Origin of the sequence: Dietzia sp. Cai40 (assembly GCF_014145165.1) — a bacterium.
Classification (GTDB): Bacteria; Actinomycetota; Actinomycetes; order Mycobacteriales; family Mycobacteriaceae; genus Dietzia; species Dietzia natronolimnaea.
The window spans coordinates 1-10,656 of record NZ_JAALEB010000151.1; the positions used below are offsets into that span (position 1 = coordinate 1).

A 10,656-nucleotide genomic window follows, 5' to 3' on the forward strand; every position below is an offset into this window, starting at 1 on the left:
ACCGACCCCCGACGAACTAACGGAGATGCCCACTAGCCACAGGGGTCGTCCCTGGCGGATCCGCGGGGCGCCCGTTCGTCGTGGACGCACCCGTAATCCACGCGAAGTCCACTTTGAGGTAAGCGAACTCTGATGTGCTGAGGTGCAGGCGGTGAGCGCCGCCCTCGACGACCCCAGGGAGAGCGACATGTCCGGAAGACTTCTCACCGTGTGCGGCATGGCCGCCGTAACCCTCCTCGCGGGCGCCGGGACCGCGAACGCGCAGCTCGGTTCCGTCACCGGTTCGCTTCCGGGGTCGACCAGCGGGCCGGTCGGTTCCACGGCCACCGCGGTCTGCAACGTCGGTAGCGTGGCCAACCTCGCCGGGGCCGGACTGCCGACCAGCGCGGTCTGCTCGGTCGCACCGGCGCTGGGCAGGTCGATCGACCACCTGCTCGCCGGAGACACCAACGGTTCGGTCTCCGCGCTCGTCGGTGGCGTCCCGGGGGTGGGGAGTGCGCTGGAGAGGGTGGTACCCACGGACTCGGCGGCCGACCTGGTGGATCAGGCGCTCGCGGGGATCGACGCGACGTCGCTCACCCCCCAGGGCTGAGCGGGCCGGCGCGCGCTCGCAAGACGGGCACGGAGACAGGTGAGCCAATTGCACTCAGTGCAAAAGTGCTGGCCAAAGCGCGTGATCACTGGATTGGAACGCGTTATAGTTCGCTCATGACCCTCGCACCAGGTAGCCCCGCGCCCGATGTCTTCAGCCCGGCGAAGATCGGAAACGTGACGTTGCGCAACCGCATCGTCAAGGCCGCGACGTTCGAGGGCCGCTGCCCCGAGGGCCGGGTCACCGACGAGCTCATCGAGTTCCACGCCGAGTACGCCCGCGGCGGCGTCGGCATGACGACGGTCGCCTACTTGGCCACCTCGCCCGAGGGTCGGACCGACCGGCACCAGTACCACTGGGGCATGGACGACGGCGGCATGCTGCGCAAGCTCACCGACACGGTGCACGCCGAGGGCGCGGCCGTCTCGGCGCAGGTCGGCCACGCGGGGGCGGTGGCCAATTCCGCCTCCAACAAGATGCCGGCGATGGGGCCGTCCCGCATCCCGGCCCCCACGGGAATGTCCCTGACCAGGGCCTGCACCGAGGCGGATATCGATCGGATCGTGGAGGACCACGTCCGAGCGGCCCGTGGGGCGGCGGAGGCCGGGTTCGACGCCATCGAGGTGCACTTCGGGCACAACTACCTGGTGAGCGAGTTCCTCAGCCCCAAGTTGAACAAGCGCAAGGACTCCTACGGCGGGTCCCTCGAGAACCGTGCTCGGTTCGCCCGCCGCATCGGCCGCGCCATCCGCGACGCGATGGGCGACCGGATCGCCGTGACCATCAAGCTCAACATGGACGACGGCGTGCCCGGCGGATTCTGGATCGACGAGGCCGTGCAGGTGGCCAGGTGGATCGAGGAGGACGGCTCGGCGGACGCCCTGGTGATGACCGTGGGCAGCTCCCTGCTCAACCCCATCTACCTGTTCAAGGGCGACGCGCCGCTGCACGAGTTCGCCGCCACCCAGCCGACGGTCATCAAGCTGGGCATGAAGGTCGCCGGACCCAGGATGTTCAAGGAGTACCCCTACACGGACGCCTACATGCTCGACGACGCCCGCCAGATCCGCGAGGCCGTGAGTATGCCCATGATGCTGCTCGGGGGGATCGTCGACCGACCGTCGATCGACAAGGCGATGAGCGCGGGATTCGAGTTCGTGGCCATGGGGCGCGGCCTCCTGCGTGAGCCGGACCTGCCCAACAAGCTGAGGGCCGATGATCGTCGTCGGTCCCTGTGCGTGCACTGCAACCGCTGCATGGCCACGATCTACAGCGGGAGCCGCTGCGTGTTGCGCGACCACGTTCCGCCCGTCCCGGCGCGCGGCTGACCCCGACCGGCGTCAGGCCACCTTCCTGACACCGGCGTCAGGCCACCTTCCTGGCACCGGCGGGCCGCTACGGTGGGACCCCAGGAGGCCCGCTCGAGCGACCCGGGCCGGAAGGGGAGCACATGTCGAGGCGACGGATCACCGACTACCGTGGCAAGACCTGCGTGGTCACCGGAGCGGCCAGCGGGATCGGCCGCGCCGTGGCGATCCGGCTGGCGGGCGAGGGCGCGCGGCTGGTGCTGACGGACCGCGACGCCGCCGGGTTGCAGACGGCGGCACAGGCCTGCCGGGACGCGGGTGGCGCGGTGCTGGGCTCCGAGACCGTGGACATCACCGAGCACGAGGCGGTGATGGGGTTCGGCGAGAGCACGATCGCCGCGCACGGCGCCCCGCACGCGATCTTCCACGTCGCGGGCAACTCGGCATGGGGGCGGCCCGACCTGCTCGAACACCGCGTCTGGCGGTCCATGGTCGAGGTCAACCTCATGGGCACCATCCACGTGATCGAGGCGTTCGTCCCGGCGATGATGGCGGCGAAGCGACCCGCCGCGCTCGTCATGGTCTCGTCCGCCGCCGGTCTGCTGGGTCTGCCGTGGCACGCCGCGTACAGCGCCGCCAAGTTCGGCATCCGTGGCATCGCCGAGGTGCTCCGCTTCGACCTGGCGCCGTACGGGATCGGCGTGCACCTGGTGTGTCCCGGCGGGGTGGACACCCCGTTGGTGGAGACCGTCGAGATCGCGGGCGTGGACCGTTCGAACCCGCAGGTCGCCAAGACCGTGGACCAGTTCAGGCGCCATGCCGTCACCCCGGAGGTCGCGGCCGAGAAGACACTCGAGGGCGTACGCAAGGGGCGCTACATCGTCTACACCTCGCCGGACATCCGACTGGGGTTCGCCGCCCAGAAGTTCGCTCCGCCGCTCTACACGCTCGCGATGCGACTCCTGAGCCGTCGCATCAACAAGGCCGGAGAGGGAATCCTCCCGTGAGGGGGATGGAGACCCTCAACGACGCCGCCATCCTGCTGGCCCGGCTCGGGCTCGGGGCGGTGTTCGTGGCCCACGGATGGCAGAAGTTCTTCACGCTGGGGTTGAGCCGGGTGGGTGAGCAGTTCGCCGGGTACGGGATCCCGCAGCCGGAGGTGACCGCCGCGGTCGTCGCCGGGGTCGAGTTGATCGCGGGGATCGCACTCATCGCGGGCATCCTCACGCCGCTGGCCGGGATCCTGCTGGCGGTGGACATGGCGGGAGCCCTGTATTTCGTCCATGCCACCAACGGGCCCTTCGTCACCCAGAACGGCTGGGAGCTCGTGGTGGCACTCGGGGTGGGCGTGTTGCTCATCGCGGCGGTCGGGGCGGGCCGGTTCAGCATCGACCGGGCGCTGGGCGGGTAGGGCCGGCGTCGCTCGCGGTGGGCGGCACGGCGGGGCGAGTCGAGGCTAACGCCAGGACGGCAGCCAGAGCTGCTGGTTCCATTCCGTCGAGGTGATGGGCATCCCCGACAGGATGGGCAGCATGTAGAGGAAGTTGGCCACCACGAGCCCCAGATAGAGGCACACGATCGCCCGGCCGATCGTCTTGCGCCGTGGCGAGTCGGTGGACCTGCCGGCGATCTCGCCCAGCACCAGCGCGACCATCATCACGAAGAACGGCACCATCACCGAGGCGTAGAAGAAGTACATCTGGCGGTCGTGCTGGAAGAACCACGGCAGATAGCCGGCCATGTAGCCGACGAGCGGGAACGCGTACCGGCCGTCGCGGCAGATGACGGCCCGCCAGAACGCCCAGCCGAGCACCGGGATCGCGAGCCACCAGATCGCGGGCGTACCGAGGAGCATGATGGCGCGGACGCAGGAGTCCTGACCGCAGCCGGTCACGTCCTCGCCCTGCTCGACGTAATAGAGCATCGGCCGCAGGCTCATCGGCCAGGTCCACGGCTTGGACTCCCACGGGTGTCGGTTGCCCGCCGAGGTGGTGAGCGAGGAGTGGAAGTCGAGCACGGACGACTGGTAGTACAGCCACGACTGGAGTGAGTCGGGCAGCCAGTTGTCGTCGACCTTTGACCCCACCGCGTGCCGGTACACCGAGTTCTCGCCGGCGAACCACGGGAGCCAGGTGAACATGTGGATCAGGGCGGGCCAGATGACCAGGGTGACGAAGGCCGGGACGGCATCCCGGAGCAGCGTGCCCGCCAGCGGTCGCCGCACCCCGTAGCGACTGCGCAACGCCCAGTCCCAGGCCACCGTCATGAGGCCGAAGAACGCGATGAAGTACAGGCCCGACCACTTGACGCCGAGGGCCAGCCCGAGCATGACGCCGGCGGTGAACCGCCACCAGCGGAAGCCCAGTCGCGGTCCGAAGTCCGACAGGTGGAGCCGGCCGGCGAGCGCGGCGCGGTGCATCCGGCCGCGCATCTGGTCGCGGTCGACGAGCAGGGCACCGGCGGCGGCAGTGACGAACAGGACCTGGTAGATGTCGAGCATGCCGATGCGGGAGGTCACGAAGGTGACCCCGTCCAGACACAGCAGCAGGCCCGCGACCAGGCCGAGTTGCGTCGATCGGGTCAGCCGCCTGGTGATCCGCATGACCATGAGCACCACGAGCACGCCGCAGATCGCGGCGGTGAACCGCCAGCCCAGTGGGGTGTAGCCGAAGAGCAGTCCGCCCAGCGACTCGATCTGCTTGGCGACGGGCGGGTGGACCACCAGTCCGTAGGCCGGGTTCTCCTCGATCCCCAGCTGCGCGATGCTGAACGACTGCGGCGCGTAGTGCTTCTCGTCGAAGACCGGGGTGCCCTCGTCCGTGGCGGAGGTCAGGCCCCAGAAGCGCGAGAGGAAGGCCAGGACCAGGATGATGCCGGTGGCGATCCAGTCGCGGGGGGTGTCGACCGGCCCGGTGTCCGGATCCGGGAGCGGGCGGCCCGGGGATCGCACGCCTGGGGTCGAGGTCACACCGCGAGCATAATGGTGGCCTTCCCGGGACCGGGGACACGGGCAGGGCAGGACGCGGGCGAGACGCGGACGAGACTCCGGCGGGACGCGGGCGCGGACATCGGCGACCGGGGACGGGGGCGACCGGGGATAGGGTGGAGCGCATGACGTCCGGACGTGTCGTGTTGGCGGCCACCCCCATAGGGAATCCGGGCGACGCGTCCTCCCGGCTGAAGGACCTGCTCGCCACCGCCGACGTCGTGGCCGCCGAGGACACCCGGCGTCTGCGCGGGCTCGCCACGGCGCTCGGGGTGACGGTCCCCGGCCGGGTCATGAGCTTCTACGAGCACAACGAGACGGGCCGCGTGCCCCAGCTGATGGACCGGGTCCGCGCCGGTGACGTGGTGGCCGTGGTGACCGACGCCGGGATGCCCGCGGTGTCGGACCCGGGGTATTCGCTGGTCACCGCGTGTATCGAGGCCGGGCTCCCGGTGACCTGCCTTCCCGGCCCGTCGGCCGTCACCACGGCACTGGTGCTCAGCGGCCTGCCCGTGGACCGGTTCTGTTTCGACGGCTTCCCCCCGCGCCGCGCTGGTCGTCGCCGGACCTGGCTGGCCCGGCTTGCTGCGGAGGAGCGCACGTGCGTGTTCTTCGAGTCGCCCCACCGCCTCGGGGACACTCTCGCCGAGGCGGCGGAGGTGCTGGGCGCCGGTCGGCGCGCGGCGGTGTGCCGTGAGCTCACCAAGACGTACGAGGAGGTCCTGCGGGGCACGCTCGGCGAGCTGGCCGAGCGGACCGCCGACGGGGTCCGCGGGGAGATCGTGGTGGTGATCGAGGGGGCGGACGCCGCGGACTCGACCGCCACGACCGAGGACCTGGTCGAGATCGTGGAGGAGCGGGTCGAGGCGGGAGAGCGGCTCAAGGACGCCTGCGCGGCCGTCGCCGAGGGCTCGTCACTGACCAAGCGGGAGCTCTACCAGGCGGTCGTCGACTCGCGGGGCTGAGCACCTCGCGGGGCTGACCACCACGTCGCGCGCTGCCGACTACCAGGGCACCGGTCCACCGCCCCAGGTGAACGCGGCCTTGTGTACGCACTCGTCCCACTCGGCGTCGGGGTCCGAGTCGATGGTGATGCCGCCGCCCACGCCCAACTCGACGCGCCCGTCGGGGGTGGCCTCGAGGGTGCGGATGGCCACCGCGAGCTCGAGGTCCCGGCCCAGGGCGAGGCCGTACGCCCCGCAGTGCAGGCCCCGCGACCGCGGTTCCCACCCGGCGATCAGCTCGCGGGCCCGTGCCTTCGGCGTCCCCGTCACCGAGGCCGGGGGGAAGGTGGCCTCCACCAGCGCCGCGTTGTCCGCGGTCGTGCGGGCGGTGACGGTGGAGACCAGGTGGTGCACGCCGGGCGCCGGGCGGATGGCGAGCAGGTCGGTCACGGTCACCGACCCGACGTCGGCCACGCGCCCGAGGTCGTTGCGGACCAGGTCCACGATCATGATGTTCTCCGCGATGTCCTTCGCGGACCCCAGCAAGAGCGCCGGGTCCAGGTCCGCCGCCAGCGTGCCCTTGATGGGGCTGGACCGCACCTGATCGCCGCGGCGCACCAGGTACTCCTCGGGCGAGAACCCGAGGACGGCGCCCCAGGGTCCCTCGAGATACGCCGAGCGTGCGGCGGGGGAGTGGCCGGCGATCGCGAGGAAGGTCTCGAGCGGGTCCGCGCGGAGCCTGCCGTGCAGTCGCGTGCTCAGACAGGCCTGGTAGACCTCGCCCGCGCGGATCGACTCGAGACAGTCCGTCACGGCCGAGCGGTGCGCCCCGCGGTCCGGCACGGCCCAGTCCGGGAAGTGGTCGGCAGGGTTGTCGTTGTTGTCGTTGTTGTCGTCGTCCTGGCGGCCGTCACGTCGGGCGGCACCGTGGTCGCGGACCACCTGCGCCGGGTCGGGGGCGTCGCCGTGGCGTGTCCACCGGCCGTCGGCGTCGAGGGTGAGCCACCCGGAGGCCTCGCCGCGCACCGCGGCCGGGAGCGGTGGGGCGGCGCCGGGCACGGTGTCGGGAAAGGACCGATAGACGACGACGAGGTGGTCGCTCTCCTCGAACGCCGACTCCTGCGACACGGGCCGGAGGTCGACCGACGGGACCACCACGGCGCGGCGATCCCGCCAGTCGCCGAGGAAGGCGGCAGGGGGCGCCAGGCCGTGTGACCGCGCCCGTTCCCGCAGCGCACGGAGCAGCTCCGGGACGGGTATCAGACGCTCGCGCACCCGTTCATGCTTACACGCACCTGTGCTGGTGAAGAACTTATTATCTTGCACAGCGCCGAAGTTGTTGACAAGGTTTCAGGAATGTCCACCTCTAGAGAACAGAAGAGTGACCCCGGGAACACGCCACCTCCCGCGCCGACGGCACGGCTTCGCGCGGACTTCGCGGTGATCGTCCCCGCCGCCGTGATCGCCCTGATCGTGGTGGTGTGGGGCTTGTTCTACACGGTCTCGTTCGAGAGCGCCGCGGGTCGGGCGTTCGACGTGGTGGTCCACACGGTGGGCTGGTTGTTCATCGTGGTGGCCACCACGGTCGTGGCCTACACCGTCTATCTGGCGTTCTCCCGCTTCGGCGCGATCCGGCTGGGAGGCGACCACGAGAAGCCTGAGTACTCCACCCGGTCCTGGATCGCCATGATGTTCGCCGCGGGCATGGGCATCGGTCTGATGTTCTACGGCGTGTCCGAGCCGCTCACCCACTTCCAGACCCCGCCGCCGGGTCAGGAGCAGCAGTACGACGTGGCCATGGCCACCACCGCCTTCCACTGGACCCTGCATCCGTGGTCCATGTACGCCATCGTCGGCCTGGCCCTCGCGCTGGCGGCCTACCGCTTCAAGCGCGGCCACCTGATCTCGCAGGCGTTCGTCCCGCTGATCGGCGAGAAGCGGGCCAACGGGTGGATGGGCAAGGTGCTCGACATCGCGACGGTCGTGGCCACGATCTTCGGTACCGCCGCCTCGCTCGGTCTCGGCGCGCTGCAGATCCGGGCCGGGCTGAACGAGACCGGTGCGGTCAGCGGCGGCGGCATCGCGCTCGTCGTGGGCGTCATCGTGGTCCTGGGACTGGTGTTCCTCGCCTCGGCGGCCTCCGGGATCGGCAACGGCGTCCGGATCCTGTCCAACATCAACCTGGTGCTGGCGGTCTCGCTCGCGCTGTTCGTCGCGATCTTCTCCGGCGCGCTGTTCTTCATGCTCGACCTGGTCCCCACCACCGTCGGTGCGTACTTCTCCGACTTCTTCGAGATGGCCTCCCGCACCGCGGTGAGCGAGAACGGCGAGGCGGCCGAGTGGCTGTCCGGCTGGACGGTCTTCTACTGGGCCTGGTGGATCTCCTGGTCGCCCTTCGTCGGGATGTTCCTCGCCCGGATCAGCCGGGGCCGCACGGTCCGCGAGTTCATCATCGGCGTGGTCCTCATACCCAGCACCCTGTCGGTGCTGTGGTTCTCGATCTTCGGCGGGTTCGCCCTGTATCTCGAGGACGCCGGTCGGAGCATCTTCGGCGACGGTTCGCTCGAGCCCCAGCTGTTCAACCTGCTCCGCGAACTGCCGCTCGCGCCGGTGCTCATGGTGGTCGCCATGGTGCTCATCGCCGTCTTCTTCATCACCTCGGCCGACTCGGCGTCGATCGTCATGGGCGGCATGGCCCAGCACGGGGTCGAGGAGCCGTCACGGTGGATCGTCATGCTCATGGGTACCTTCACCGCGGCGGTCGCGATCATCATGCTCCTCGCGGGCGACGGCGGCGGGAACGCGCTGTCGAGCCTGCAGAACATGACCATCATCGCGGCGTCACCGTTCGTCCTGGTGCTGATCGCCCTGTGCGTGTCGATCCACAAGTCGCTCTCGCACGATCCGGCGGCCGAGAACGCCTGACGCGGGCCGGGTGCACTCCCGGCACGGCGGCCGCGGACGCGACCACTACTCTGGACGCATGGCGAAGACAGTCCTGACCGCGGTCGCATGGCCGTACGCGAACGGCCCCCGGCACATCGGACACGTCTCCGGGTTCGGGGTGCCGTCGGACGTCTTCTCCCGGTACCAGCGGATGGCCGGCAACGACGTGCTGATGGTCTCGGGCACCGACGAGCACGGCACCCCGCTGCTCGTGCAGGCCGAGAAGGAGGGGGTGTCGGTCCAGTCGCTCGCGGACCGGTACAACCGGGTGATTGTCGACGACCTGGCCGGACTGGGGCTGAGCTACGACCTGTTCACCCGCACCACCACCCGGAACCACTACTCGGTGGTCCAGGAGCTCTTCCGGGGCCTGCACCGCAACGGGTACATGGTGGCCAAGACCACCACCGGGGCGGTGAGCCCGTCGACGGGCCGCACCCTGCCGGACCGGTACATCGAGGGCACCTGCCCGATCTGCGGCTACGACGGCGCCCGGGGCGACCAGTGCGACAACTGCGGCAACCAGCTGGACCCGGCGGACCTGAAGAACCCGGTCTCCAAGATCAACGGTGAGACCCCGAAGTTCATCGAGACCGAGCACTGGTTCCTGGACCTGCCCGCCCTCGCGGACTCGCTGGGGGACTGGCTCAAGGGTCGGAAGGACTGGCGGCCCAACGTCCTGAAGTTCTCGCTCAACCTGCTCGAGGACCTACGTCCGCGTGCGATGAGCCGGGACATCGACTGGGGGATCCCGATCCCGGTCGAGGGCTGGCAGGACCGGGGCGACAAGAAGCTCTACGTGTGGTTCGACGCCGTGGTGGGCTACCTGTCCGCCTCGATCGAGTGGGCGTGGCGCTCGGGTGAGCCCGAGGCGTGGCGTCGCTGGTGGACCGACCCCGAGGCCGTCTCCCACTACTTCATGGGCAAGGACAACATCACGTTCCACTCGCAGATCTGGCCGGCCGAGCTCATCGGCTACGACGGCCGGGGTGCGCACGGTGGCGAGCCGGGCGCGCTCGGTGCGCTCGGCCTGCCCACCGAGGTGGTCTCGTCGGAGTTCCTCACCATGTCCGGGTCCAAGTTCTCCTCCTCGCGGGGCGTGGTGATCTACGTCCGCGACTTCCTGGCGGAGTTCGGCCCCGACTCGCTGCGGTACTTCATCTCGGTGGCCGGCCCGGAGAACCAGGACACCGACTTCACCTGGGACGAGTTCGTGCGACGCACCAACGCCGAGCTCGTGGGCGGCTGGGGCAACCTGGTCAACCGCACGGTGTCGATGGCGCACAAGAACTTCGGCGAGATCCCGCGCCCCGGCACCCTGACCGACCTCGACGCCGAACTCCTGCGTGACGCGGAGTCCGCGTTCGCCACGGTCGGCGGCCACCTCGAGCGCTCCCGCTTCAAGGCCGGTGCCACCGAGGCGATGCGGATCGTCGGCGCCGCGAACCGCTACATCGCCGCGACCGAGCCGTGGAAGCTGGCCAAGGAGCCGGACCAGCGCGAGCGCCTGGGCACCGTGCTGCACACCGCCCTGCAGGTGGTCTCCGACGCCAACACCCTGCTCACCCCGTACCTGCCGTCGGCCGCGCAGCAGATCCACGGCGCGATCGGCGGGCAGGGCGTGTGGGCCGCGTCGCCGCAGGTCCACGAGGTGATCGACGACATGCCGGTGGACCTGGTCGGGACGGGCCTGCCCGAGGCCGGGCGCAGCTACCCGGTGATCATGGGCGACTACGCCTCCGAGCAGGCCCGGTGGGCGCGCACCGAGCTCACCCCCGGGACCCCGCTGGCCAAGCCCAGCCCGCTGTTCGCCAAGGTCGACCCGGAACTCGCCGAGACCGGACCCGCCTGGGCGCCCATCCAGCCGGCGGCGGCCCCACC

General features: G+C 70.2%; 9 protein-coding genes. 7 read left to right on the forward strand and 2 right to left on the reverse strand.

The genetic code is table 11. The features are described 5' to 3' along the window. The first annotated feature begins 151 nt into the window (after positions 1–151). The 4 genes from G6022_RS06510 (at position 152) to G6022_RS06525 (ending at position 3,310) form a co-directional block, all read left to right on the forward strand. A complete protein-coding gene (locus G6022_RS06510) occupies positions 152–592 on the forward strand; it encodes a hypothetical protein (protein WP_347237794.1) in 441 nt (146 codons plus the stop codon). A gap of 116 nt (positions 593–708) precedes the next feature. Next, positions 709–1,920: an NADH:flavin oxidoreductase gene (locus G6022_RS06515; RefSeq protein ID WP_182638883.1), complete on the forward strand. Its 1,212-nt coding sequence runs from the start codon at positions 709–711 to the stop codon at positions 1,918–1,920. Between the two features lie 122 nt (positions 1,921–2,042). Beyond that, positions 2,043–2,906 carry an SDR family oxidoreductase gene (locus tag G6022_RS06520; protein WP_179525823.1) on the forward strand — a complete coding sequence of 288 codons (864 nt, stop codon included), beginning with the start codon at positions 2,043–2,045 and terminating at the stop codon, positions 2,904–2,906. Positions 2,907–2,911: 5 nt separating this feature from the next. Beyond that, the gene (locus G6022_RS06525) at positions 2,912–3,310 is read left to right on the forward strand and encodes a DoxX family protein (RefSeq protein ID WP_179525822.1); all 399 of its coding nucleotides are present in this window, start codon (positions 2,912–2,914) and stop codon (positions 3,308–3,310) included. A 45-nt stretch (positions 3,311–3,355) separates the two neighbouring features. Here G6022_RS06525 and G6022_RS06530 read toward each other — a convergent pair whose 3' ends face one another. Further along, positions 3,356–4,867: a phospholipid carrier-dependent glycosyltransferase gene (locus tag G6022_RS06530; RefSeq protein ID WP_182638881.1), complete on the reverse strand. Its 1,512-nt coding sequence runs from the start codon at positions 4,865–4,867 to the stop codon at positions 3,356–3,358. 143 nt (positions 4,868–5,010) lie between these two features. Here G6022_RS06530 and rsmI point away from each other — a divergent pair, with 143 nt between their 5' ends. Then, the gene (rsmI, locus tag G6022_RS06535; protein WP_179525820.1) at positions 5,011–5,850 is read left to right on the forward strand and encodes a 16S rRNA (cytidine(1402)-2'-O)-methyltransferase; all 840 of its coding nucleotides are present in this window, start codon (positions 5,011–5,013) and stop codon (positions 5,848–5,850) included. A 39-nt stretch (positions 5,851–5,889) separates the two neighbouring features. On the opposite strand, the gene G6022_RS06540 is transcribed toward rsmI, so the two are convergent. Next, a complete protein-coding gene (locus G6022_RS06540) occupies positions 5,890–7,104 on the reverse strand; it encodes an aminodeoxychorismate synthase component I (RefSeq protein WP_182638879.1) in 1,215 nt (404 codons plus the stop codon). A gap of 81 nt (positions 7,105–7,185) precedes the next feature. Here G6022_RS06540 and G6022_RS06545 point away from each other — a divergent pair, with 81 nt between their 5' ends. Both G6022_RS06545 and metG read left to right on the forward strand, forming a co-directional pair. Continuing rightward, a complete protein-coding gene (locus tag G6022_RS06545) occupies positions 7,186–8,754 on the forward strand; it encodes a BCCT family transporter (protein ID WP_182638876.1) in 1,569 nt (522 codons plus the stop codon). Between the two features lie 58 nt (positions 8,755–8,812). Beyond that, the coding region (metG, locus tag G6022_RS06550; RefSeq protein ID WP_182691215.1) for a methionine--tRNA ligase at positions 8,813–10,656 on the forward strand (1,844 nt) is incomplete at its 3' end.

Excerpts from the sequence above, each read along its gene's own strand:
- G6022_RS06515 (WP_182638883.1), top strand. The coding sequence starts at position 709 with ATGACCCTCGCACCAGGTAGCCCCGCGCCCGATGTCTTCAGCCCGGCG.
- G6022_RS06520 (WP_179525823.1), top strand. The coding sequence starts at position 2,043 with ATGTCGAGGCGACGGATCACCGACTACCGTGGCAAGACCTGCGTGGTC.
- G6022_RS06525 (WP_179525822.1), top strand. The coding sequence starts at position 2,912 with ATGGAGACCCTCAACGACGCCGCCATCCTGCTGGCCCGGCTCGGGCTC.
- rsmI (WP_179525820.1), top strand. The coding sequence starts at position 5,011 with ATGACGTCCGGACGTGTCGTGTTGGCGGCCACCCCCATAGGGAATCCG.
- G6022_RS06545 (WP_182638876.1), top strand. The coding sequence starts at position 7,186 with ATGTCCACCTCTAGAGAACAGAAGAGTGACCCCGGGAACACGCCACCT.